The organism is Clostridioides sp. GD02377, assembly GCF_045899875.1.
Taxonomy (GTDB): Bacteria; Bacillota; Clostridia; order Peptostreptococcales; family Peptostreptococcaceae; genus Clostridioides; species Clostridioides difficile_A.
Genome location: NZ_JBJODA010000003.1, coordinates 1 through 25282, shown reverse-complemented (window position 1 = coordinate 25282; position 25282 = coordinate 1). Strand labels below are relative to the sequence as shown.

The 25282-nt window shown below is 27.7% G+C and carries 23 protein-coding genes; 17 read left to right on the top strand and 6 right to left on the bottom strand.

All coding sequences use genetic code 11. The features are described from left to right. Positions 1-708 (top strand): radical SAM protein, encoded by a 708-nt coding sequence (locus Q3304_RS03105; protein WP_407814173.1) that lies wholly within the window; start codon positions 1-3, stop codon positions 706-708. A 306-nt stretch (positions 709-1014) separates the two neighbouring features. On the opposite strand, the gene Q3304_RS03100 is transcribed toward Q3304_RS03105, so the two are convergent. Then, positions 1015-1314, bottom strand: a complete 300-nt coding sequence (locus Q3304_RS03100; RefSeq protein ID WP_407814174.1) for a hypothetical protein — start codon at positions 1312-1314, stop codon at positions 1015-1017. 528 nt (positions 1315-1842) lie between these two features. Between Q3304_RS03100 and Q3304_RS03095 the strand changes: the two genes are divergently transcribed. From Q3304_RS03095 to Q3304_RS03085, 3 genes are read left to right on the top strand one after another with little or no spacing between them, the layout of a single operon-like run. Continuing rightward, a complete protein-coding gene (locus tag Q3304_RS03095; protein ID WP_079770229.1) occupies positions 1843-2217 on the top strand; it encodes a BlaI/MecI/CopY family transcriptional regulator in 375 nt (124 codons plus the stop codon). After that, entirely contained in the window at positions 2210-3247 is a 1038-nt protein-coding gene (locus Q3304_RS03090; protein ID WP_407814175.1) for a M56 family metallopeptidase, read from the top strand. Before Q3304_RS03095 ends, Q3304_RS03090 begins: the two co-directional genes overlap by 8 nt. 39 nt (positions 3248-3286) lie before the next feature. After that, positions 3287-3889 carry a peptidoglycan-binding domain-containing protein gene (locus Q3304_RS03085; RefSeq protein ID WP_407814176.1) on the top strand — a complete coding sequence of 201 codons (603 nt, stop codon included), beginning with the start codon at positions 3287-3289 and terminating at the stop codon, positions 3887-3889. A gap of 126 nt (positions 3890-4015) precedes the next feature. On the opposite strand, the gene Q3304_RS03080 is transcribed toward Q3304_RS03085, so the two are convergent. After that, positions 4016-5032, bottom strand: coding sequence for an alpha-hydroxy-acid oxidizing protein (locus tag Q3304_RS03080; protein ID WP_407814177.1), 1017 nt, complete (start codon positions 5030-5032; stop codon positions 4016-4018). A gap of 335 nt (positions 5033-5367) precedes the next feature. Continuing rightward, complete coding sequence (locus Q3304_RS03075) at positions 5368-5550, bottom strand: hypothetical protein (RefSeq protein WP_021385205.1); 183 nt, start codon at positions 5548-5550, stop codon at positions 5368-5370. 317 nt (positions 5551-5867) lie between these two features. Between Q3304_RS03075 and Q3304_RS03070 the strand changes: the two genes are divergently transcribed. The 11 genes from Q3304_RS03070 (at position 5868) to Q3304_RS03020 (ending at position 19929) form a co-directional block, all read left to right on the top strand. Then, positions 5868-6287 (top strand): DUF3785 domain-containing protein, encoded by a 420-nt coding sequence (locus Q3304_RS03070; RefSeq protein WP_407814178.1) that lies wholly within the window; start codon positions 5868-5870, stop codon positions 6285-6287. Between the two features lie 130 nt (positions 6288-6417). After that, on the top strand, positions 6418-8259 hold the full coding sequence (locus tag Q3304_RS03065) for a diguanylate cyclase (RefSeq protein ID WP_407814179.1): 1842 nt from the start codon (positions 6418-6420) through the stop codon (positions 8257-8259). Between the two features lie 83 nt (positions 8260-8342). Beyond that, complete coding sequence (locus Q3304_RS03060) at positions 8343-10172, top strand: diguanylate cyclase (RefSeq protein WP_407814183.1); 1830 nt, start codon at positions 8343-8345, stop codon at positions 10170-10172. Between the two features lie 7 nt (positions 10173-10179). After that, positions 10180-12180 carry a sigma 54-interacting transcriptional regulator gene (locus Q3304_RS03055; protein WP_187130395.1) on the top strand — a complete coding sequence of 667 codons (2001 nt, stop codon included), beginning with the start codon at positions 10180-10182 and terminating at the stop codon, positions 12178-12180. A 262-nt stretch (positions 12181-12442) separates the two neighbouring features. Beyond that, a complete protein-coding gene (locus Q3304_RS03050; RefSeq protein WP_407814180.1) occupies positions 12443-13702 on the top strand; it encodes a pyridoxal phosphate-dependent aminotransferase in 1260 nt (419 codons plus the stop codon). Positions 13703-13762: 60 nt separating this feature from the next. Next, the gene (gene iorA / locus Q3304_RS03045) at positions 13763-15550 is read left to right on the top strand and encodes an indolepyruvate ferredoxin oxidoreductase subunit alpha (RefSeq protein WP_054270978.1); all 1788 of its coding nucleotides are present in this window, start codon (positions 13763-13765) and stop codon (positions 15548-15550) included. Position 15551: 1 nt separating this feature from the next. After that, on the top strand, positions 15552-16127 hold the full coding sequence (locus Q3304_RS03040) for an indolepyruvate oxidoreductase subunit beta (RefSeq protein WP_054270977.1): 576 nt from the start codon (positions 15552-15554) through the stop codon (positions 16125-16127). 52 nt (positions 16128-16179) lie between these two features. Further along, positions 16180-17250, top strand: a complete 1071-nt coding sequence (buk, locus tag Q3304_RS03035) for a butyrate kinase (RefSeq protein WP_054270976.1) — start codon at positions 16180-16182, stop codon at positions 17248-17250. A gap of 217 nt (positions 17251-17467) precedes the next feature. Beyond that, a complete protein-coding gene (locus tag Q3304_RS03030; RefSeq protein WP_054270975.1) occupies positions 17468-18169 on the top strand; it encodes a YitT family protein in 702 nt (233 codons plus the stop codon). A gap of 58 nt (positions 18170-18227) precedes the next feature. Continuing rightward, positions 18228-18734 (top strand): NUDIX domain-containing protein, encoded by a 507-nt coding sequence (locus Q3304_RS03025; RefSeq protein WP_054270974.1) that lies wholly within the window; start codon positions 18228-18230, stop codon positions 18732-18734. Positions 18735-18906: 172 nt separating this feature from the next. Continuing rightward, complete coding sequence (locus tag Q3304_RS03020; protein ID WP_407814181.1) at positions 18907-19929, top strand: AI-2E family transporter; 1023 nt, start codon at positions 18907-18909, stop codon at positions 19927-19929. A gap of 147 nt (positions 19930-20076) precedes the next feature. Here Q3304_RS03020 and Q3304_RS03015 read toward each other — a convergent pair whose 3' ends face one another. The 3 genes from Q3304_RS03015 to Q3304_RS03005 form a co-directional block, all read right to left on the bottom strand. Next, complete coding sequence (locus tag Q3304_RS03015) at positions 20077-20385, bottom strand: DUF1540 domain-containing protein (protein ID WP_021385244.1); 309 nt, start codon at positions 20383-20385, stop codon at positions 20077-20079. 60 nt (positions 20386-20445) lie between these two features. After that, complete coding sequence (locus tag Q3304_RS03010; protein WP_054270973.1) at positions 20446-20874, bottom strand: hypothetical protein; 429 nt, start codon at positions 20872-20874, stop codon at positions 20446-20448. Positions 20875-21094: 220 nt separating this feature from the next. Next, on the bottom strand, positions 21095-22552 hold the full coding sequence (locus tag Q3304_RS03005) for a carbon starvation protein A (RefSeq protein WP_074178396.1): 1458 nt from the start codon (positions 22550-22552) through the stop codon (positions 21095-21097). Between the two features lie 382 nt (positions 22553-22934). On the opposite strand from Q3304_RS03005, the gene nadA reads away from it, so the two are divergent. Next, complete coding sequence (nadA, locus tag Q3304_RS03000; RefSeq protein ID WP_054270971.1) at positions 22935-23849, top strand: quinolinate synthase NadA; 915 nt, start codon at positions 22935-22937, stop codon at positions 23847-23849. A 12-nt stretch (positions 23850-23861) separates the two neighbouring features. Then, the gene (locus Q3304_RS02995; RefSeq protein WP_407814182.1) at positions 23862-25160 is read left to right on the top strand and encodes an L-aspartate oxidase; all 1299 of its coding nucleotides are present in this window, start codon (positions 23862-23864) and stop codon (positions 25158-25160) included. Positions 25161-25282: the final 122 nt, after the last annotated feature.

The following is a 25282-nucleotide window of genomic DNA, read 5'->3' as shown; positions in this document are numbered from 1 at the left end:
ATGAGTAGTTTTAGCTATAAAGACATCTATATTGAGGATGGTAGAAAAATATTAGAAGTCAATATACTTCCTGAAAAGTACTGTAATTTTGATTGTATATTTTGTCCTATTGGAAGGTCATATAATAAAGTAGATACACCACAATCTTTTGAAAATATGAATGACTCATTGAAAGAATTAGAAAGTATGATAGAAAAGAATGGAGTAGAATTGGTTTTTATTAATTCAAAAGGAGAGGCTCTATTGAATGATAAAATTTACGATATTATTGAATTAATAAAGAGAAAAAAAGTGTCTGTACGATTACTTTCTAATGGGTATTTATTTGGTAAAGCTGAATATATAAAAATAGCTAATATGTGTGATGAAGTTGTTGGAGAGATAAAAACAATATCAGAAGAAGATTTTCAGAAAATTCAAAGACCAATTGTAGGATATATTCTAGATGAATATATTTCAAATATGATTTTATTTAATAGACAGTATAGAGGAACATTTATTTTAGATGTAACAGTTATCAAGGGATATAATGATGATGATAAGTCTATTGATAAGATAAAGAGTATTATTCAGGAATTATCTCCAGATAAAGTAATTGTTGAAAGAATGAATGATGAAAAGTTTAAGAAAAAGCTTGGCATATCTGATGAAAGATTTGAAGAAATTTCAAAGGAATTGTGTAATATTAAAAGTGTTAAAAAGCAATAGATAAATTAAGTATTAATATGGATAATTATGAAGCTAGGGGACATTTATGTTTATATTATGAGATAGCAAAGAAAAGTTATAAATTTAAAACACTTTATAAATAATTAGATTTTATAGATAGAAAATAAAAATTTATAATATAATAAAAGCCCTTAAAATAATAAATCAAAGTATTTTAAGGGTTTTTTACTATATCTTTTTAAATTTTACATCTTTAAAAAGATATAACTCTAAATAAATTTACTCAATGAGGTATGTAATTAATTTAAGTAGATATGTTTGAAAATCTAAATCATATATTATATTCTATAACTTTATCATTAAATCATAATCTAGACTTTTGTTAGAGAAACTTTCAATTAACCTTGACTTACACTTAGCATTTTTTAGAATATAATTATTTAGCCAATAAACAATTGCATTTCCTCTATAATTTAATCCAATTCTAAGTCCATTTTCATATTCCCAGAAAGGATGTTCTTCTTCTGTATTATCAATCCAATTATAGAATTTACGTCTAATTTCGTATTTTTTCAAATTAATGTCATTAGGTACTTTTATGTAATCAGGATTGTAATCTCCACCAAAACTCACTTTTATAATCACTATTAACCTCCAGTTTTGTTTATTTAAAATTATATCATATTTTACAAAAGCTAAATTTTTTAATAGTATTATACTTTCAATTATTAAGGTTCATAAATAAATTGATATTGAAAAATAGTAATTATTATAAGAATTTTAAAATCTAGATATCTTTTTTATTGAAAAATAATCAATATAAAACAGATATATGTATGTAATAAAGGCACAGTAAAGATATCATTAGAATTTATTCATTGATTAGTCTAGTTTATTTTTAAAAAAAGTATTATAATATCCTTTGTGTGCAAATATAGACATTCTTATGAAAAAAATTTAGTATAAAAAAATTACTATACATTATTGTAATTAAACATATAAAAAGTAAAATATTTAGAAAAGTATATTTCTAAATCTAACTTTTAATATGGTATAAAAATTAGAAAATTAACAAAAAATACAAAAATTCACATTTTTTTCATAAATTGTTTGACTAAAAAATTCACGTGTTGTAGAATTATGTTAGCGGGAGTTTTGGGGGAGGTGTAAATAATGATAAAAAAAATACCACAAGCAGAACTAAAAGTAATGAAATTTATTTGGAGAGTAGATGCTACAGTGACATCAAAAGATGTTATTGAAGCAATGGAACAAGAATATGGCTGGAAACAAACAACAACACTGACACTTTTATCAAGGCTAGTAAAAAGAGGATTCTTAGATGCTCAAAAAATAGACAGATATACACATTACACAATAGTGGTAAAACATAAAGAATATTTAAGCTTTGAGACAAAGGATTTCCTAAGCAATATACATGATGATTCTTTTACAAGTTTAATTTCAGCATTACATGAGGATGAAAATTTAGGCAGAGATAAGCTGGATTTTTTAGAAAGTTATTTTGATAATTTAAAGGATGAATAATTATATGTTGTATATCTTTGACAATCTTATACAGACAACTATTATATGTAGTCTTGGTATTTGTCTATTATTATTTTTGAAAAGATATGTGTTTAAGAAGTTTAGTAAGAGATTCAATTATTATATTTGGTTGATAATAGTTTTTAGAATGCTACTTTTTCTATTTAATTATACAATAATGTATGAAGTAAAAGAGCCTAAGAGAAATGTAATAGGTAATGGAGTTACTGACATTTCTATGGGTAATAATATTATGCTGTATTTATCTTATTTATGGATACTTGTAACCATAGTCATTGCAGTTTATACCTTTGTAAAGTATACAAAATTTAAAAATCTTGTTGTTGATGTATCTTATGACATTGAAGATAATGATGTAAACTGTATCTATAAAAATTTGTTGAAAGAATTAAATATAAAAAAGAAAATTGAGTTAAGAGGTTCTGATGAATTGATAAGTCCAGCAGGTATGGGATTATTTAAGTCATATATATTCTTGCCAGATTATCCTTATAGTAAGGATGAGTTGACTTGGATTTTAAAACATGAATTAATGCATTTTAAGAACAAGGATATTTTGATAAAGTTTGCAGTGTTGTCTGTCAAAATAATATATTGGTTTAATCCACTTGTTTATATAATGAGCAATAAAGTAAATCTAGATTGTGAATTATGTTGTGATGAAAGTGTTTTGGAAGACTGTTCTCTAAGAGATAAGAAAGAGTATGCATTAGCACTTATAAAGTCAATTAAATTGAGTAAGAATTATAATAGTGGGATTTTGACAACTGAATTTAATAAGACAAATTTAGAAAAGAGACTTGATGGTATTGTTAAGAAGAAAGGCAGAAATGGACTATTGTTATTATTGATTTTGTTTACATTATTTTCAGTTACATATTTTGATTTTGAAAGTATTAGCTTTAATAATCCAACTTCTTTAAGAAATATAGGGATTTTAGAAAAATCAGGAGCAAACCTTAGAGAAGAACATGATTATAATATGAAAATTATGTATCCAAATAAATAAATTTCTACATTATTAAAACAAATTAGGAGGACTTTTGAAATGAAAGATCTAAAGAAAATTTTGGTAGTTACAGGGTGTTTAACACTAATATCTACTAGTTTAGTATTTGCAAATACTAACAATGATGTAAATGTATTAAAAAGTAATGAAGAGCAAACAACAAATTCATTTACAATAACTGGTTATGAATTCACTTATGAAAATGCACCACAATCTATAAAATCTGATTATGAAAAAAAATGTGAAGAATTGAATATAAATCCATCTAAAGATGATCCAATCTTTATTAATGAAAAATTTATAGACACATATAATATAAATATAGAGGATTATAATATTGAACCAAGAGCATTTATTGTTAGATATAAAAAAGACTTAAATCGTTTTGATGTTACTGGACCTATAAGCTATAGTGTAAATATAAATACTACTGTAGTAGGATATGGACATATAGAAAAAGGTAATCCTGTACATTTAGTGCAACTTTTATGCCAACAAATAAATGGTTCTGATATTGTTCCTGATAGTAAGTTCGGAAATGAAACATACAATCAAGTAAAAGTATTACAAGGAAGACTTGGTGTAACAAAAGATGGTGTTGTTGGAAAGGCTACTTGGCAAGCTGCAGGAGAACGCTACTAAAAAACGGTTGTCGCACTAAGTAAGAAATAGGGCGACAACCTTTTTCATAAAATATATTAATTAATAACTTATAAAAATAAATATTATTATGTCTAAGATTTAAATGAAGTTTTAACTATATTACAATCACTTCCATATAACCCTACTATCAATATCCTTAATCTCTTGACAACCAGTCAAAATCATAGTCTCACATAACTCATTCCTAACCTTCTCTATAAAAAACTCAACACCATCAATACCACCACCAAAAGAAGCAGTAACAAAAGGTCTTCCCATCAAAACAGCATCAGCACCCAAACCAAGCATCTTAACTACATCAACACCAGTCCTAACACCACCATCAGCAAGTATTGTTATCTTTCCTTTTACAGCCTTAGCTATATCTGGAAGTACCTCACAAGTACCAGGAGTATAATCAAGTACTCTTCCTCCATGGTTTGAAACAATAATAGCACTGGCTCCAGACTCTACAGCCATCAAAGCATCATCCACAGTCATAATTCCTTTTATAATAAAAGGTAATCTAGTAGATTCAACCAATTCTCTAATCTCACTAATCGTCTTAGGAGAAAAAGGATTCTCTTGAAGTTGATTGTTAATCAATCCACAAGCATCAAGGTCTACACCAACCGCAAAAGCACCTGCTTCTTCAGATAATCTAATTTTTTCTATTATCTTTGAATTTTTCCAAGGCTTTATAAATACAATTCCATTTCCATCATTATCTTTTAATACATCTAAATTATTCAATAAAAAAGTATCCACATTGGTATCACCAACCATAGCATAAATTCCAGAATTGGAACAGCCTCTAACGACAGGTTCTATGTATTCTTTTTCAGAAACTTTACCACCCATATTTAATATAGTACCTGATACAGGTGCAGCAAATATAGGAGAACTCATTTTTCTACCAAATAATTCTATAGAAGTATCTGGGTTTGAAACATTATGTATTACTCTCATATTTATCTTTATTTTTTCTAGACTCTTTCTATTTTCAATAAAAGATGAACCACTTCCTTTGCCTCCCATGCCAGGAACATTTCCAGCACAAGCTAATCCATTACAAATTTTACAGACTTTACATGTTCCATTAAAGTTCTCTCTAGCTGATTTTAACAATTCATTATAATTCATATAAAAACTCTCCTTTTCATAATATTAAAATTGAGTAGTACTATATTGAAAATATCTTAATTGTAAGTGTAGAAATGATATTATGATGAGTTAAACTATATAATACATATTAGATATTTTTTATTGTTGTAGATACTTAAAGTATAGCATATGAACTAAGTTAATTATAGAAAAATAAATGGTGTTTGTTCAAGTATACATTTTGAGAAACTTTAAAAGGACTATAGATAGATTTTTTTGAAAATCTATCTATAGTCCTTAAATTTATGTCAATCCTTTTTTTATTAATGAATATATAATATAGAATACAATATACAAAAAAGTTTCTCAAAATGCTACGCTAATCCCCATTTACAGAGCAACATCATTATACTGTGTAAATTTGAATCAACAATATTTTCTCCATATCTAACCATAAAATCATCTAACTGTGTGTCAATAAAAGAATAATATCCACTTATACTATCAATGTAGGCAGTCATTAAGTGTATACATTCATCACTTTTATCTTTATACATATATATCTCCCCCTATATACAATATATAAATTTAGATACTAAATCGTATCATATAAAATATTTGAGCGTGTCACATCTATGCAGTTCTATATTTATATCCTTATATTAATAGCTAAAGTAAGTTTTGACAATAGGTTTTGAAAAACTGGATATTTAAAGCGTAAACTTGGATTTTGAGACAATTGATTAATGTAAATGTATGACGATATATGTATACAAGATTTAATTAATTGGAGATATTATAAACAATTACTTTTATTAAGGTTATTTAAGTGGTAGAATAACTTGGAGATTAATAATTATAAGGAGGATATAATATGAGTTTATATAAGTTTATATATGATGAGAAGGAATATTTGTTAAAAGAAGAGAATTGTAGTGCTTTAATAAATGATGAAGAAAATCCAATTCAAGGAATAACTGTTTCAAAAATAATTGATATACTTAATGAAACAGAAGAAGTTGATTTTGACATAGAATATTATCAAGAAGCATGTCCATTATGTTTGGAAGGTGTTAAAGAAAAGAAAAAATTCTTCCCTTTCTTAGAATATCATTTTTATATTTTCAGTAAAGATGGAAAATATGTAATAAGTAACATATCTAGTGACTATAAGGGATTATCTTTTAATAAATTATCAAGAGCAAATAAAGTTGATAATAGTTATATTGTGAGCGTGATAATTTGCGAAAATTGTCAGGATTATATAGTTCAGATAGAAAATTGTATAGTTTAATGTAAAGTATGTCTTAATTTAGGAGAAATTTCTAAATTGAGACACCGACTTTTTTATCAAATAGTATGGAAAATTACTAATTTTATGAGATAATGTAAGTCGGAGGTGAGTTACAATATATATTAAATGTTTGGAAGAGATAGATGATACAATTTTAGATTTAATGTTTAGGTTAACCTTGAATGAAAGATTATTGAATAATAATGATTTTATTGAAAATAACATTGATGTAGTAAAGAATTCAATCGATTGCTATAAAACTGAACAAAATAGTTTGATGTTATTAAAATCAAATTTTTTGCTGGCTTTATTATATGGTGTTCAAGGGATTAGTGAAAAAATGAAAGAGTATATTTTGATTTCCTATAAATATATTGATAAATACTTACCTAAAGATTATAAATTTCTAGCGAGGTTTTATTCACAAATAGCTATTTTAAGTTTAAAAAATGAAAATATAAATAAGGCAAATTTACATATAGATAAATTTAATGTTATTTGTAACGATAATAATTGTTCGGTTGAAGAGATTATTTTCAAATCACAACTGATTTATATTAAGGCAAGTAAGTGCATAGAATCTTCTATAATAATTAAAGAAATAGAAGATTTATATATAAAGGTAAAAGAAATTAACGATTTTAATTGTAAAAAAATATATTTTTTTATTGTTGGTAAAATATATTTTTTGTTTTTAGATGATGCTATAGTTGCTAAAGTAAATTTTTTACAGGCAAGAAAATATGCAAATTTATTAAAGGATATGGACGTATCTTCATTATGTAATATAAAAATAGGTGAATGTGAGTGTTCATTTGAAAATCATGAAGGCTCGATAGACTATTTTAATGAAGTAATAAGTAATAAAAAATATATAAATGTAGATACAATACAAAAATATAGAGCATCAAATAATATAACTAAGATATTAATAAAAACTAAAAACTATCCTGAAGCAATAAATAATTTAGCAAAATCTGAAGTATACTTAGAAAAAATTAAAAATAATAATTTAAAAGAAACTGAGAAGTTTGGATTATTTATAAATTTAGCTATGTATTATGCAAAAAGTAATGAAAATTCATTTGAACAGTCAATCTGTTATTTAGATAGAGCTAAAGATATCTTAAGTATTATAAAAAGTGAAGAAGAATATATACTGTATGATTTGGAAGTAGTTTATCATCAAGTAAAGATATATTATTGTTTTGGAGATTATAATAGTGCATTAGATACAAGTAAAAAACTACTTGATAAATCTAAAAATGCTAAAAATTATAATTATGTAAGACTAGCATATAAGAATATATATATGTGTTTTGAAATGATTCAAGATTATGAAATGAGTATGAAATACTTTAAAATGTATTATGAGTTAAAAATGATGTATGTAAAAGCTAGAAATAGAAATTATATAGATTCTTTAAATTATAGGTACGAATATGTTGAAAAAGAAATAAATAACATGAGAAAAGTAAAGACTGATTTAGATAAGAAAAAATATATTGACCATTTGACAAGTGCATATAATAGAGTTTTTCTAAATAATTTTTTAGAAGGACAAGAAGTCAGCGAATACAGTACGGCATTCATGATAGATGTAGATTACTTTAAAAACTATAATGATACCTATGGACATTATAATGGAGATATTGCTCTTAAAAACATAACAACAATAATAAAAAAATATCTAAAAAAAGACATGCTTATAATAAGGTATGGTGGAGAAGAATTTTTGATACTATCTATATGTAAAGATTATAAAAAAAGTAAAATCTTTGGAAGAAAGTTATGTAGAAGTGTAAAAAAAATTTTAAACAATAACTTGACAATTAGTATTGGTATTGATACATGTAAAAATAGTAGTATAGATATAAGTGAGATAATTGGAAATGCGGATAAAGCCTTGTATAAAGCCAAACAAAGTGGTAGAAATCGATGTTTGCATTATCATGATTTTAAAAATTTTTAACTATTTAAATAGGATTGGTGATTCATTTGAAAGGGTGTTTAATAGAAGATTTAAAGAGAAATATAAAAAAGATAGAATATGATATGTTGACTAAATTCTATCTGAATTTGACAGATTTAAACTACATCTTGGATTATCACAAAGAACTTTTAAATACAAAAATAGAAGTTAAGAATAGAGTTTATGTTTTATATTTAATTAGTCTCATAAACTATATAAAAAAAGATAGAGAAGCATCATACAAATATCTGCTGGATTCATTAAAAGACATTAAAAAATTGCCATCAAAAGAGAATGCAGAGATAATATCTAAGATTTATATTTATCTTACACTATCAGCTATTTCTATAAGAAAATATGATAAGGCAAATAACTTTTATTTTTTAGCAAAAAAAAGCATAAAACAAAACCACTTAAACGAGCTATTAGTCTTGTTTAATATGAGTTTATGTGTAGAAATAAGTGCATTATATAAGACTAAAACGGATGTAATATCTTTAGTAGAGGAAGTATCTTTTTTTAAAAATTTAAAAAATAAAGTCCTTGTAAGTAGAGCAAATTATATATTTGGAAGAGTTTATCTTTATTTATTTAATAACTTTATAAAGAGCATGGAGTATCTAATTGAATGCCTAAGGTTGGCTCAAGAGAATAACTTGTATTCTATAGAAGCTTTTTGTAAATGTATAATAAGCTTGTGTTATTTAGAAAGTGGAAATAATATAGAAGCCATAAAATACATAAAAAATGTACTAGACGTTGCACACAACAATAACTCAATATCACTAACTGAAAGAGTAGCCATAAAAATAGACCTTATATGGGCCTATTTAAAGGAAGATATGAATAAAGAAGCAGAAGATGTTCTAGTAAAAGCTATAAAGTTGATGAAAGCTGTTGAAGGTGTGTATAAGGATTATTTATACTCATTTATATTTTTATATTCAGCTGAAATTGAGTTAAAGAAAAGTGATTGTAATTTTGAAAAAGTAAACGCCTATTTGATTTTATCAAAAAATATATATAAAAGTTTTGGAGATGTTTTTATATATAATTCCAAACTAGATTATATATATAAATTGTATGGAGATTTATATATAAAATTTGGTAATATAGATGAAGGTATAAGCTGTTATCTAAAAGGCTTAAACTTGGTTAAAAAAAGCTCATTAAATCCTAAGAAAATGTCTATATTTTATGGTCTAATAGCAAATGGATATGAACTAAAAAAAGATTTTAAACTAGCGATAGAATACTATAAAAGTATGGATTGGTATTCTGACAAATGGGAAAAAAATAATTCCTATAAAACATCTCAAGGAATTCATAAACAATATGAACTTAGGCAAAAACAAGAAAGTTTAAGAGCACTTGTAGATAATAATAAAAAATTAGAAAATGATATATTAAAAGATGGACTTACTCAACTATATAATAGAAGATATTTAGAGGAACAATTAGATTCATTTAATGGAACTAGAGAAAAAAATATGGTCGCGATATTGGTAGATATAGATTATTTTAAGAGTTATAATGATAACTATGGTCATTTAGCAGGAGATAAAGTTATAACAAAGGTAACTGATATTATAAGAAATGTATTTATAGACATTACTGAACACATAATTAGATACGGAGGCGAAGAAATTTTAATATTAGTAGATTCTATAAAATCAGTAGATATTGAAGAAATTGATAATATAGAATTATATATTAAAAGAGTTTTTAAACTTCTAGAATTTGAAGGTATTGAACATATGTATTCTAAAGTAAAAAACTATATAACTATAAGTGCTGGAGTAAGTATAAAAAGGTGTCGTAGCAGAAAAGATGCTGAAGTATTAATTGAAGATGCAGATAAGAACCTATATAAATCAAAAAAAGCAGGTAGAAATCAATACATTATAATTTAAAATTGAGGTGATTTTGTTGCGAAAAAAAATAGGAATTATAGCCTCTGATATTGAATTAAAAGAAAGAATAGAAGAATTATATAAAGAAGATGTAGAAAATGGAACTATAATAATTGACATACTCAATTTAGACTTAATGGAAAATCAAGGACGTATACTTGTTGAAAAAGGTGCTCAAGCTATAATTGGTAGAGGTGGAGGTTATAGTTTAGTAATAGATACAGTAAGTGTACCTGTTATACCTATGAATATGAAATCGACTGACCTCTTAAGAGCAATAGAAATAGCAAAGAGATATTCTAAAAAAGTGGTATTGATTCTTGGAGATAATGAAGTTTCTTTTGATTATGTTGGCTGGAGAAATGTAATAAGTACTGAGATAACTGAGGAATGGTTTGAATCTAAATATGAGATAAGAAGTAAAGTTGTAAAGTATATAGACCAAAAAGACGAAGTTGTAATAGTAGGTGGAGGTCTAGCTTGTTCTTTTGCAAGACAATATGGCATTGATAGTGTATTTGCAACTGCTAGTGATGAATCTATAAGAGAAGCTGTTGAGTACTGTAAGAAATTATTAGATACATTAGGTGAAGAAAAATTTAATAATGAAGTTTTAAGAAATATACTTGATGGTATAAAAGATGGAGTAATTGCGATAGACAGTAATGGTAGTATAATTTTGTACAATGAAAGTGCAAAAAACATGCTTAAAGTAGAAAGAAGATGTGCACTCAATAAATATATATTAGATGTATTCCCCAAAATGGAGTGGATGTTAGACTGTTTACATGAAAAAAATGATGTAGAAGATAGAAAGATAAGAAATATAAATAATTTAATTGTTAATACTAGAACTACATTAATAAAAGTAGATAATAGCACTTATGGAGTTTTGGGAATAATACAAGATATAACTAAACTACAAAACTTAGAAAGAAAAATAAGATTTGATTTAAATCAAAAAGGTCTTTATGCTAGATATACTTTTGATGATTTTTTATTTAAAGATAAATTAACTAAAGAATTTATTGAAGAAGCTAAAAAAATTGGAAAAAGTGATTATACAACTCTACTATATGGAGAAAGTGGGTCTGGTAAAGAAATTATAGCTCATAGTATACATAATATAAGTAGAAGGAAAGACAGACCTTTCGTTGCAATAAACTGTGCTACTATAGCAGAGAATTTGCTTGAAAGTGAACTTTTTGGATATGAAGAAGGTGCATTTACTGGTGCCAGAAAAGGTGGAAAAAGAGGTCTATTTGAGCTTGCACATGGAGGAACACTTTTTTTAGATGAAATAAATAGTTTATCTTTTAATATTCAGACAAAACTATTAAGAGTAATAGAAGAACGCCAAATAATGAGAATTGGTTCTGACTATATAATACCTTTAGATATAAGAATCATAGCAGCAACAAATGAATCATTAACTGAAAAAATAGTTATGGGAACATTTAGAGCTGACTTGTTTTATAGATTAAGTAGTTTGGAGATAAATATTCCTCCTCTAAGAGATAGAAGAGAGGATATAATACCACTATTTAATAACTTTGTAAATGAAGTATTAAAGGACGATGGTCTTAATGGAATAAATAGCATAGATGAAAATTTTGTTTTAACTAAAGATGAAATTGATAAACTGTATAATTACAGTTGGCCTGGAAATGTTAGAGAATTAAAAACAATAGCCCAGAAATATGTTGTAACAGGAAAAATTAAATTGAGAAAAGAACGAGATTTTAAAACTCAAAAGGTAGCACCTAGTTCTGAAATAGACAAATTTAATTCTGAAACGACAGCCAGTGTAGAAGTTCAAGATGAAGTTGTAGATATAAGTAAGATAAACGATGGTAAGGTGTGTATAGACATAAAAGAGGTAAATAAGTATGTTGAAGAAAAAATAATAAACATGCTTTTTGCTCAAGGACTCTCTAAAAATGAAGTGGCACAAGTTCTTGGAATAAGTCGTACGTCTTTATGGAAAAAGTATAACAAAAATATATAAATACAAATATATATAAAATATTTTGAAAGTAATGTTAATTTTTTGAAACAAGTGTTAAAAAAAATTAACATTACTTTTTTGTAATTTTTTGTTTTTTTAGACAAGTATATATATTTCTAAGAAAAATAACTAAAATACTTAATTTAATAATGAAAAAAATCAGAATTCTAAACAAAAGTAGTTTTACATAAAGTAAAATTTGTTGGCATGCTAATTGCTTAATATATAATGTGAGAGTAAATACAATTTTAGGGGTGATGGTATGAGTCAAAGTATGGTTGGTAAGCATGCGATGTGGCCAAAAGAAAATGATGTTATATTTAGCATATCTGGTAGAGCTCAAGCAGCAGAGAAGGCTTTAGGCATGGATAATGTAATAAATGCAACAATAGGCGCTCTAATGGATGATTCAGGAAAATTAATAACAATGAAAACTGTATATGAAGAATATAAGGCATTAGATAACTGTGAAATAGGTGCATATGCGGCTCTTGAAGGTCAGCCAGATTACTTAGAAGCAGTTAAAAAAGTATTTTTCAGAGATTACTTACCAGAAGGACATATAAGAGTATTAGCTTCACCAGGAGGAAGTGGTGCAATAAAATTGGCTGTATGGAATTATACTAATGAAGGTGATGAGGTTTTAACATCTGATTGGTTTTGGAGTCCATATGTAAGTATAGCTGAAGAAGCCAATAGAAAAGTAGTAAACTACCAATTGTTTGATGAAAATAGAAGATTTAATTTTGAGTCATTCAAAGAAAATTTTGTAAATATAGCACAAAAACAAGATAGAGTTTTTACAATTATAAATACACCAGCTCACAATCCAACTGGATATAGTGTTGCAGATGATGAATGGGATAAAATATTAGATTTATCAAAAGAAATTGCAGAAGATAAAGATAAAAAGATAATATTTTTCGTAGATTCAGCATATATTGACTTTGCAGGTGATGATGATGTATGTAGAAAGTTTTTTAAGAAATTTTCAAATCTACCTGAAAACGTTCTCGTATTGGTTGGATTCAGTATGTCAAAAGGATTTACAGCTTATGGTATGAGAATGGGAGCTATAATTTGTATATCTTCAAGTGAAGATGTAGCTGAAGAGTTCCATTATTCATGTGTTCATTCATGTAGAGCAAACTGGTCAAATTGTAATAGAAGCGCTATGGCAGTATTATCTAACATTGTAAATGACCCTAAAAAATTTAAAGAATATGAAGATGAAAAAGACATATACAAAAAAATGCTAACTAGAAGAGCAGATGTATTTGTAAAAGAAGCTGAAAGAGTAGGCTTAGAAATTCTTCCATATATAGCAGGATTCTTTGTAAGTATACCATGTGATAATCCAAAAGAAGTATGTGAAGAATTGACTAAACATAATCTATTTGCAGTTCCATTAAAAATGGGATTAAGATTTGCAGTTTGTGCAGTTTCAGAAGAAAAATGTGAGAAAGCACCAAGTATTATAAAAGAAGCACTTGAAAGTTTAGAAGTAAAAATAAATAATTAATTTCATTGAACAAATTGGGTGGACTATGAATTTAATAATTGTAGATGGAGGGAATTTTATATGAAACAATTGATGACAGGTAATGAAGCAATTGCACGTGGAGCCTATGAGGCTGGTGTTAAATATGCATCCGCATATCCAGGTACTCCAAGTACAGAAATATTAGAAAATATAGCAACATATAAAGATGCAATAGTTGCAGAATGGGCTCCAAACGAAAAGGTAGCACTTGAGGCTGCTATAGGGGGTTCAATTGCAGGAGCAAGAACTATGGCTTCTATGAAACATGTTGGTGTGAATGTTGCAGCTGACCCAATATTTACTTATGCATATACAGGCGTAAATGGTGGTATGGTACTTATTACAGCAGATGAACCGGGAATGCATTCATCTCAAAATGAGCAAGACAATAGGATGTATGCAAAATTTGCAAAGATACCTTTATTTGAACCATCAACTAGCCAAGAAGCTAAAGATATGATAAAAGAAGCGTTTGAAGTTAGTGAAAAATACGATACACCAGTTTTATATAGAGTTACAACAAGACTCTGTCATTCAAAAGGTTTAGTGGAATGTTATGATAGAGAAGAAGTTGAAATTAAAGAATACACTAAAAATGCTAAAAAAATGGTAACAGTTCCAGCAAACGCTCAAATAAGAAGGGGTGTTGTTGAGGAAAGAATGGAAATTCTTAAAAAATTCTCAAATGAAACTGACTTGAACTATTATGAAATAAATGATACAAAAATAGGTGTTATAGCTTCAGGTATGTGTTGCAATTTTGCTAAAGAAGTATTTGGAGAAAATGCATCATATATGAAGTTAGGATTTACAAATCCATTACCTTATGAAAAAATAAAAGAATTTGCAGATAAAGTTGATAAAATATATGTAATAGAAGAAAATGACCCATTTATAGAAGAACAAATAAAAGCATATGGAATAGACTGTATTGGAAAAGATGTAATGCCTCCATATGGTGAAATGACACCAGATGTTTTAAGAAAAGCTATATTTGGAAAAACAAATGATACTATAGAATACAAATCTGAATTAGTAACACCAAGACCACCAAGTTTCTGTGCAGGATGTCCACATAGAGGATTCTTCTATGAACTTGGAAAGAGAAAAAATTTAATAGTTGGTGGAGATATAGGATGTTATACTCTTGGATTTGCTCCTCCATATAATGGAATAGATTATGTTGTTTGTATGGGTTCTGCTTTTGGAACTGCACATGGAGCTCAAAAAGTTCTTAATATGAAAGAAGGAAATGAAAAAAGATTAGTAGGTGTACTTGGAGACTCAACTTTCTTCCATACAGGAATAAATGGTCTTTTAGACGTAGTTTACAATAGAGGAAATTCTATATCAGTTATATTAGACAATAGAATAACTGGAATGACAGGTCACCAAGAAAACCCAGGTTCAGGATATACTTTACAAGGTGCTAAAACTAAAGATGTTGATATAGAAGGATTAGTTAAAGCTTGTGGAATAGAACATGTAAGAGTTATAGACCCTAACAATCTAAAAGAAGTAAATGAAGCATTAGATTGGGCTTTAGCTATAGAAGATGAACCATCAGTAATAATTACAAGATGGCCATGTGTACTTAAAAAATTCTCTAAAGAAGATATAGAAGAATTTAATAACCCATTTAAGACTAAGTGTAAAGTTGACCATGATAAGTGTATTGGATGTAAATTATGTTTGAAAACTGGATGTCCAGCCCTATCATTTGATAAAGAAAATAAATTATCAAATATAGATAGAAATCAGTGTGTAGGATGTGGAGTATGTTCACAAGTTTGTCCAAAACAAGCAATAGTTAAGGAGGAAAAATAATATGACTAAGAGTATACTTTTGGTAGGTGTAGGAGGTCAAGGAACTATACTTGCTAGTAAATTATTAACTATGGGATTGATGGAAGCTGGATACGATGTAAAAATGAGTGAAATACATGGAATGAGTCAAAGAGGAGGTTCTGTTTCCTCACAAGTTAGATATGGAGATTGTGTGCATTCTCCAGTTATAGAAATTGGTGGAGCAGACATATTAGTATCTTTTGAAAAAATGGAAGCTTTAAGATGGTTTAATTATTTAAAACCAGAAGGAAAAGCTTTAGTAAACAATTATAGAATAGATTCTATGACTGTCTTAATCGGAGGAGCTGAATATCTAGAAGGTGATATAGATGAAGAGCTAAATAGATTAAATGCAAAAGTTATAAACGCTGCTGATAAAGCTGAAGAACTAGGAAATTCAAAAATAATGAATGTTATTTTATTAGGTTGTCTAGTTAAATCTATGGAATTAGAGTCTATCGATTGGGAAAAAATTATAAGTGAAAATGTTAAACCAAAATTTGTTGAATTAAATATAAAAGCTTTCCATGAAGGTATGGAAATGGTTAACAAATAGTTTATAATATATATAAATAAACTATAGAAATTAAGGTGAAAGGAAGAAAATTATGACTTACAGAATATTAGCCATAAATCCAGGTTCTACTTCTACAAAAATAGCAGTATATGATGGAGAAGAACAAATTCTTGTGAAGACAATAGACCATCCAGCTCAAGAGATTGCAAAATATAATACAATACAAGACCAATTTGAAATGCGTAAAGAAGCTGTTTTGAATATTCTTGAAGAAAATAATATAGATTTGAAATCTCTTAGTGCAATAGTAGGAAGAGGTGGGGTTTTACCACCAGTAAAATCAGGAGCATATTTAGTAAATGAAGAAATGATTGATGTACTTAGACATAGACCAGTGCTTGAACATGCTTCAAATTTAGGAGCTGTTGTGGCACACGCAATATCAGAGCCACTTGGAATAAACTCATATATTTATGATTCTGTTGCAGTAGATGAGCTTATAGATGTAGCCAGAGTATCTGGACTTTGTGGAATGGATAGAGCAAGTACAGGGCATGCATTAAATACTAGAGCTATGGCTTTAAAATATGCTAAAGATAATGGGAAAGATTATAAGAGTTTAAATCTAATAGTAGCTCATATTGGTGGAGGAGTAAGTATTTATCTTCATGAAAATGGAAGAATGGTTGATATGTTATCTGATGATGAAGGGCCATTTTCTCCAGAAAGGTCAGGAAGAGTACCTGCTACAAAATTAGTGGCAGCTTGTTATTCAGGAAAGTACTCAGAAAGAGAAATGACTAAAAAGATAAGAGGTAAAGGTGGTATCGTTTCATATCTAAACACTGTAGATGCTAGAGAAGTTGAGAAGATGATAGCAGAAGGAAATAAAGAAGCAAAAATTATTTATGAAGCAATGGCTTATCAATTGGCAAAAGGTATTGGAGAATTAGCAACTGTAGTGGATGGAAAAGTAGATGCTATAATTATAACAGGTGGAATTGCATATTCTGAAATGTTTACGTCAATGGTTAAAAAGAAAGTGGAATTTATTGCACCAGTAGAAATTATGGCAGGAGAAAATGAGTTAGAATCACTTGCTTTTGGAACTTTAAGAGTACTAAATGGAGAAGAAGAAGCTAGAATTTATAGTGAAAATTAATAAGAACAACTAAAAATGTTTATATATTAAAAAGTGGTATATCCATTTTTATACACGAAAGCTTAGAATATAAGTGAAAGTGTATAAAATATGAATTGCCACTTTTTTTATAATTGAAATTTTATATTAAATTAATGAAGAGTTATGTAAAATTTTGTATTTATATATATATTTTATTGGTATTTATTGTTATTATTATTATGAGGAGTGATTTTTGATGGGAAAAATAAATTTAAAAAGTATGATAAGATTGTTTTCAGGTTTCTTTATATTTGCAATTTCTTCTGTATTGATGATTAATGCGCATGTTGGGCTTATGCCTTGGGATGTGCTTCATCAAGGTTTATCTATAAAATTAGGTATAACTATAGGTCAGGCATCTATAATGGTAGGGGTTATAATCGTTATATTGGATGCAGTTTTTGGTGAAAACATAGGATGGGGAACACTACTTAACATGACATTCATAGGAATATTTATTGATTTAGTAATATTCTCTGAAGTAATACCTCATGCAAGTAACACTTATGTAGGTGTATTTATGGTTGTTATAGGAATTATTTTAGCAGCTATAGCAAGTTTTCTATATTTAGGTGTTTGTCTAGGCAGTGGACCAAGAGATGGTCTTATGATTGCTCTTCAAAAGAGAACTAATAAATCAGTACGCCTTGTTAGGACAATTCTTGAAATACTAGCTCTAGTTGTTGGTTGGTTATTAGGAGGTTCTGTAGGTATTGGTACACTTGTAAGTGCATTAGGACTAGGATATGTATTACAAATAGTGTTTAGGATGTTTAATTTTGACACGAAGTCGCTTAAACATAGATTTATTATAGATGATATAAAAGAATGGAAAGAAAAGAAAAGAGATGAACATAAGTGTAAATCAAGTATTGCAATAAAAAATGAGCAAAATTAAGTATACCAAAATATATTTGTATTTTGTTTAATTTATGTAAAGGTAAGGAGATTTGGAAATGGAATTATGGGATTTATATAATACTGATGGAATTAAAACAGGAAAAGTTATAGAAAGAGGTAATTCTATTGAAGAAGGTTATTACCATTTAGCAGTTGAAGTATGGATTGTAAATAGTAACTCTCAGATTTTAATTCAGAAAAGGTCTAAAAGTAAAAAGACATTACCAAATATGTGGGGAATGACAACTGGATGTATTGTTTCTGGAGAAGATAGTTTGGAAGGTGCAATTCGTGAAGCAAAGGAAGAAATAGGGATAGATATATCTAAAGATGAAATGAAAGTTTTTAGAAGTATGATTCATGGTGATACTCTTTGGGATGTATACTTTGTTAAGAAGGAGTATGATATATCAAAAGCTATTTTACAAGAAGAAGAAGTAAGTGATATAAAGTGGGTAAGTACAGACAGAATAAGACAATTGATAAAGGATGGTTTATTTTTTGAATATCCAGAAATATATGAATTACTATATGATATAGATAATAATAATTTAAACTTATAATATGGAGCAGATTTTAGTATAAACATAATTGTATAGAATTATCTTCTCTAAATTTTAATATTGTTTTATGAAGAATTAATAAGTTGTTTTGAAAGCTTTTTGATTATTTTTAGAATTAGAATAAAAAAGAGTGACACTGTAAAGTCATAAAAATTTGGGGAGGGTTTAAACTGTGAAAGATAACAAAGAATTGACACATGATGGCTCAAAATATAAAATTGTTTCTATATCTGTTGTAGTAATTATTTTAATTACGTTCTGGTACATGTTAAATATGGTGCTTTTAACATTTATAATGACTTTTATTTTCTATAACTTACTTGTAGCCATAAGAAAACGAATTAATAAAATTTCTTCTAGAATTATTCCAGATTCGTTGATAATTGTAGTGTTATACTTACTATTTGCTATATTATTGGTATTGATTAGTTATGCAGTTGTACCAATAATTATAGTCCAACTTACGGAATTAAGTAGGATTTTTAGTGATTTTGATGTAAATCAAATTGCTCAATCTCTAGGTCCAAAACTTTATCCTGTTGTTTCAAAGTTAGATTTTAATAAATATATTTCACAGGCAGGGCTACTTATAGCATCAACAGCAACAAAGGTTGGAAGCTTTGGAGTAAATATATTGTTAGGCTTCTTACTGAGTTTGCTTCTTTTACTTGAAAAAAATGATATCAAGAAATTTGGAAATAAACTTGCAGATAGTAAGATTTCTTTTATTTATAATTCCCTTGTATTTTTCGGAAAGAGTTTTGTGAAAAATTTTGGTGAAGTAATGAAAGTACAAGTAATGATTGCATTTATAAACTCTGTTGTTTCCATGATTTTTTTAGGTTTTATGGGATTCCCTCAAATATGGGCTTTAGGATTTATGATTTTCGTGTTAGGTCTTATTCCAGTGGCAGGAGTTATAGTATCATTAATTCCACTAACTGTAATAGCCTTTAATATAGGTGGGATAACAAAAGTACTTGGAGTTTTGGCAATGATTTGTATAGTACATGCAGTAGAAACATACATATTGAATCCTAAGCTGATGTCAAATAGAACAAAACTTCCAGTTTGCTTTGTGTTTATTATTTTACTTGTAGGAGAGCATTATTTGGGTGTATGGGGATTATTAATTGGAGTTCCAATATTCATGTTCCTTATGGATATTTTAGGTGTTAAATTTACTTCTAGATAATGTATTACAATAATAATTTATTTTATGAATGTGACTCATAATTTGATTTAAAAAAGAACCTATAAATGGACAACATTAATAAAAGAAGTCTGTTTTATAGGTTCCATTTTGATTTTTATAAATACTATAGAATTAATAACAAGAAATTTATTTCATTTCAAAAGTTTCACAACTTGCATTTCCTGAATTTATATGAACTTTTTCAGCTTTACAAAGTTCATTTTTATTGTATTTACATTTTACAGCTTCACAATGGATATTGTCTGTATCAACTTGATTAGTATCATTAGAACGACTAGTTATTCCAGAAGTATATTTGTCTTCAAAAGAAGCACAATAAGTGTTTCCTGTAGTAGTTGCTTGCATTCCATCTACTTTTATGCTCCCAGCATAACAATATCCACTAGTATTATAAGCACAATTAGTAGCATCGCAATTTAAATTATTATTTTTCATAAAATAACCTCCTAAGTTTTATTTAAACTTATTATGTGAAGTTATTTAAATTTTATACACCTATTTACAATTACATTTATCACATTTAACAATTACATCTTTTGAAGTTTCTCTTCCTAAATTTCTATTGACATGATATACATCTGTATTTTCAGTTGAACCACATATAGAACATTTAAAATTGTTTTCTAGTAAAGTTCTTTCTCTAAATAACTTCCAGTACATAGAATTGATGTAATCATTGTAGTTCACCTTGAGGCATGTTTCAAGAAAGTTTATGTATAGATTATCTAAATCTCCTGTATCTAATTCTGTATATTCTGGTTCAAAATATTCACAACATCCTCTAAAGTCAGGCTTAGTATCTGAAATAACACATCTAATATCATATCTATAGTCTAGGCTGGGCCCCTTGAATGAAAGATGTGTACAAAAAGAACAAGATGTCTCTGGTAGATTTTTTTCAAGTTCATGTAATTTATTATTCATAAGTATTCCTCCAAAAAAATTTATTTTAAGTATATAAATGTGTAGATTGTTTTAAAACTTTTATTTATTTATATTAGAAATTCAGGATAAATATTCCAATAAAGAGTAAATACCTAGTTATTTATGTGTTAAATAAAAAAGAGACAATCTCTAATTTGAGATAGTCTCTTTTTATGATTTTTATATTAAAAGTTTAATTTAAGTGTAACTCTGGTTGATTTTAGTCAGCTAGTTTCACATCTGCTTTGTTTTTTAACTTTCTACCATAGTAGACAGTTAAAACAGCGTATAATACAGTAAATATAGCAGCTAAAATATAGGATATGTTTATACTTAGATTAAATCCAATTTGAGCATTGAATATATAGCTAAATATGATAAAAGAATAAAACATACCTGGAATTAAGCTTATAATATAATTTTTTTCTTTTATTATAAGATAGACTGTAATCATCGCAAATGCAAATATAGCGATGGTTTGATTACTCCATGAGAAATATCTCCATAATATATTAAATCCAGAAGCACTGAGTTTTGCAAATATGAGGATGGCTATGACAGGGATAAATATACAGATTGATAGTATAACACGATGTTTCTTTTCCTTTTGGTCATAATGAAAATAATCAGCAAGCATTAATCTTAGAGATCTTAAAGCTGTATCTCCAGAAGTTATTGGTAAAATGATAACACCTATTATAGCTATGATTCCACCAATAGAACCAAGTAAATCTCTTGCAACTAAGCCTATTACATCAGGAGAGCCTATCAATTCCTTAGGTATACCTTTATTGTAAATACCCATAGCAGCTGCAGCCCAAATCATTGCAATTAAACCTTCTAAAATCATCATATTATAAAAAGTAGTTTTTCCTTCTTTTTCATTTGAAACTGATCTTGCTATAAGAGTGGCTTGAGTTGAGTGGAACCCAGAAACTATACCACAAGCAACTGTAACGAAGAATGTAGGGATAAGAGGAATTCCATCAGGATGAATACCTTTCCAATTTGCAAGACTTAGATTAGCTAAATCATAACCTTGTGTAAATATTCCGATTCCAACACCAGCAGCAGATAAAAGTAGTATTGCCCCAAATATCGGATATATTTTTCCTATAATCTTATCAATTGGGAAGAGTGTTGCACATAAATAATATACAAAAATAATTCCATAAACTATCCATACAACTGGATTGTTTATAGTTGATTTCATATTTAAGATTTGTGTAACAACCAAATCTCCAGGTGTGTAAATAAAAACTGCACCAACTAAAAGCATTAATAGACAAAGGAATATATTATAGACTTGAAATACTTTATTACCTAAAAATCTACTGATAAGAGAAGGCATCTGTGCTCCTTTTTCTCTTATACTAATCATTCCACTCATATAGTCATGTAAAGCTCCTCCAAATACACAACCAATAGGGATTAGTATAAATGCTATTGGGCCAAACAATATACCTTGGATAGGTCCTAGAATTGGTCCTGTACCAGCTATATTAAGCAATTCAATGAGACTATTCTTCCATTTTTTCATTGGAACATAGTCTACACCATCACTCTGAGCAAGAGCAGGTGTTTTTCTGTCATCTGGGCTAAATACTTTTTCACAATAAGCACCATATAAAGCACCTCCTATTAGTAATATAGCCAATCCAATTAAGAACGTTGTCATAATATCACCCCATTTATAAAATTTTTGGATTCTGTATACGTATTGAAATAACCTACAAATTCTATAAAATACTAAAAGTAATATAATTTCAGAAATTAATACATACACATAATCATGTACTTAGTATACATGTGTTTGGTAAAATTTTCAATATTATAGCAATAAAGAATATAAACAAAATTCTGATAATATTTTACAAAAAAATTAAAAAACATAAAAAATAGTTTAAATATATAAGTAAAAAAGATAAATCAATTGATAATGTAAATGTCTATATCTTAACAATATTAAGAGGTCTAAAATTCTTGAAGAAAGAATAGTCAAGTGATATAATGAGTTTACAGGTGTATATACACTAGTACATATAGAAAGCGGTGCAATTATGGATAAAGATTTAACATATCAAATCAAAGAGCTAAAGAAAGAAAAAAATGCAATAATACTTGCCCATTTTTATCAACCACCAGAAATACAAGAATTAGCAGATGCAGTTGGAGACTCATATTACTTAAGTGAAATTGCTAGAGATTGTAACGAAGATGTGGTTGTATTCTGTGGAGTAAGATTTATGGGAGAAAGTGCTAAGATATTATCACCTGAGAAAACTGTATTAATGCCAGTAAGTAACGCTGGATGCGCTATGGCAGATATGGTAGATGAAGAAGGCGTGATAAAACTAAAACAACAGTATCCAAATGCTTTGGTTGTATGTTATATAAACTCTACAGCTAAAGTCAAGGCACATTGTGATGTTTCTGTTACATCGTCCAGTGCAATTAAAATATTAGAAAACATAGATAATAAAGAAATTATATTTCTTCCAGATAAAAACTTAGGAGGATATATTGCAGAGAAATTTCCAGATAAAGACTTTATATTTTGGGACGGATATTGCAAATACCACAATAATATAAAGGCTGAAGAAATAATTGAATTAAAAGATAAGTATAAAGATGCAGAAGTGTTGGTACATCCAGAATGTAAAAAGGAAGTAAGAGATTTAGGAGATTATGTAGGCAGTACATCAGGAATAATAAAATATGCTACTAATAGTGAAAATAAAGATTTTATAATAGCAACTGAAGAAGGAATATTACATGAATTAAAGAAAAAGAATCCTAATAAAAACTTTTACATCCCTGGAGGAAGAATACTATGTACTGATATGAAAAAGACAACATTAGAAAATTTATACAGTACACTTAAAAATATGGAAAATGAAGTTACTGTAGAAGATGAAATCATGGAAAAGGCTTTAAATTCACTGCTTAATATGCACAGATTAGCAGAAGGATAGAGGGATAGACTTATGAATTTAGAACAAGATGTTTTAATAGTTGGAAGTGGTATTTCAGGGTTATATTGTGCATTAAATTTAGATAAAAATTTAAATGTATTAGTAGTATCAAAATCTACAATTGAAAACAATAATACATATCTTGCACAAGGTGGAATTTCAACTGCTAGAAATATTGATGATATAGAGTCTTTTGTGGAAGATACAATGAAAGCTGGTCAGTATAAAAATAGAGTTGAAGCAGTCCAAGTTCTTGCAGATGAATCTATTGAAAATGTAGGACAAATAGTAGATTATGGTATGCCTTTAGATAGAGAAAATGGAGAAATAGATTACACTAGAGAAGGTGCTCATAGTGTAAATAGAATAGTTCATAGTAAAGATAATACTGGAGAGGTTGTTTTTAAGACTTTATTAAAAGAAGCTAAAACTAGAGAAAATATAACTCTTATAGAAGATGCGTATCTTTTAGATATATTAAAAGATGGTAATAAGTGTATAGGAGCTAGAATTTTTAAATCTCAAAGAGAAATTCATGTTTTTTCAAAAGTGGTAGTTTTGGCTACAGGTGGAATAGGTGGACTTTTCAAAAACTCTACCAACCAAAGACACCTTACAGGTGATGGAATTGCTATAGCTTTAAAAAATGATATAAAAATAGAGCACTTAGAGTATATTCAAATACATCCTACAGCTTTTTATGAAGAGAATAGTGAAGGTAGGAGAATGCTTATATCTGAATCACTAAGAGGAGAGGGAGCTAAACTTTTAAATAAAAATAAAGAAAGATTTGTCGATGAACTTCTTCCTAGGGATGTAGTTTCAAAAGCTATTTTTGAGCAAATGGAAAAAGATAATTCACCTTATGTATATCTAGATGCAACGCATTTAGGTAGCGAATATTTAATTAACAGATTTTCTTTCATTTACAATGAATGTTTGACTAGAGGGACAGATATAACTAAGGAATATATAAAAGTATCACCTGCACAACATTATTTTATGGGTGGGATACATGTCGACTTGGACTCAAAAACATCTATGGAAAATTTATATGCAGTTGGAGAGATTAGTTGCACAGGTGTTCATGGAGCAAATAGACTGGCAAGTAATTCTTTACTTGAAGGGCTTGTATTTTCAAAGAGAGCCGCCAAAAGTATAAACTCAGTTATGGATGAGATAAAAGTTGAATTTATAGATATACCAGATATGGACATAGATATAGAAAAGATAAAAAAAGAGAATAAAATATTAGTCATAAAAGAAATTGAAAGAACAAGTGAGGATTTTGGCGATGAATTATTTGATTAAAAAATAGCTACGCACACTTGTGACTTTAGTCATGAGTTAGTAGCTAAAATAGTCAGCATATAGGGAAACTTATGTGTAGAGATAGGATAGAACCTATCCAATACTACTTGAATTGCTGGAAA